The organism is Bacteroides intestinalis (assembly GCF_003464595.1).
Lineage (GTDB): Bacteria > Bacteroidota > Bacteroidia > Bacteroidales > Bacteroidaceae > Bacteroides > Bacteroides intestinalis_A.
Map to the genome: position 1 here is coordinate 1 of NZ_QRZF01000063.1, position 965 is coordinate 965.

Here is a 965-nt window from a genome sequence, read left to right on the forward strand (position 1 = left end):
ACGTGTACCCTTGCCTCGCTCGATTTCCTTACTGGCCACCGAAAAGTTAACGAATTCTTGCGGTTTCTTTCAGCGCCGCCAATACCGCCAGCCCGTCGCGCAAGGGGCGCGGCTCGTGTGTGCGGATGAAGTCAGCTCCACCTGCGGCGGCGGCAAGCTCTGCAGCGAGTGTCGCGGCCCCGACATCCCCCGGACCACGGCCTGTGAGCGCGCGCAGAAAGGATTTGCGCGAAACAGACAGAAGCACCGGCAAATCGAAGCGCAGCCGCAATTCATCGAACCGCGCCAGCACCGAGAGCGAGGTTTCGGGAGCAGCCCCCAGAAAAAACCCCATGCCGGGATCAAGGACAAGGCGGTTGCGTTTGATACCGGCACCCGTCAGCGCCGCGATGCGCGCGTCAAAGAACGCCGCAATGTGATCCATGATGTCGCCAGCGGGTGCCTCGCGCCGATCTGCCTGCCCGTCTTGCACCGAATGCATAACGACGAGTTTGGCAGATGATTTCGCCAATTGCGGATAGAACGCAGCGTCTGGAAAACCGCGAATATCATTGAGATAGGCCACACCACGCGACAAGGCATAGGCTTGCGTCGCGGGTTGATAACTGTCGAGCGAGACGGGAATGCCATCTGCCTTGAGCGCGTCCAGCACCGGCGCGATACGCGCGATTTCTGTGTCGGACGAAACAGGCGCGGCGTCGGGATTGCTGGATGCCGGACCGAGGTCGATCACATCTGCCCCCTCGGCCATCAGCTTACGCGCCTGCGCAATGGCTGCGTCTGGCGCCAGATACCGGCCTCCATCGGAGAAACTGTCCGAGGTTATGTTGACGATGCCGAAAATGATGAGCGATTTATTCATGGGGGCTTCTATAATAATACCTAAAATCCGCAGGTAGTTAATTAGGATGTTTAAAGATTCTGATTATCCGTTTATGCACCTGTTATATTCGCAATTACTAGTC

1 protein-coding gene is annotated in these 965 nt (G+C 57.7%); it reads right to left on the bottom strand.

Annotated elements, in window-relative coordinates:
• Positions 1–46: 46 nt before the first annotated feature.
• Positions 47–862 carry a sulfonamide-resistant dihydropteroate synthase Sul2 gene (sul2, locus tag DWW10_RS25835; protein ID WP_001043260.1) on the bottom strand — a complete coding sequence of 272 codons (816 nt, stop codon included), beginning with the start codon at positions 860–862 and terminating at the stop codon, positions 47–49.
• Positions 863–965: the final 103 nt, after the last annotated feature.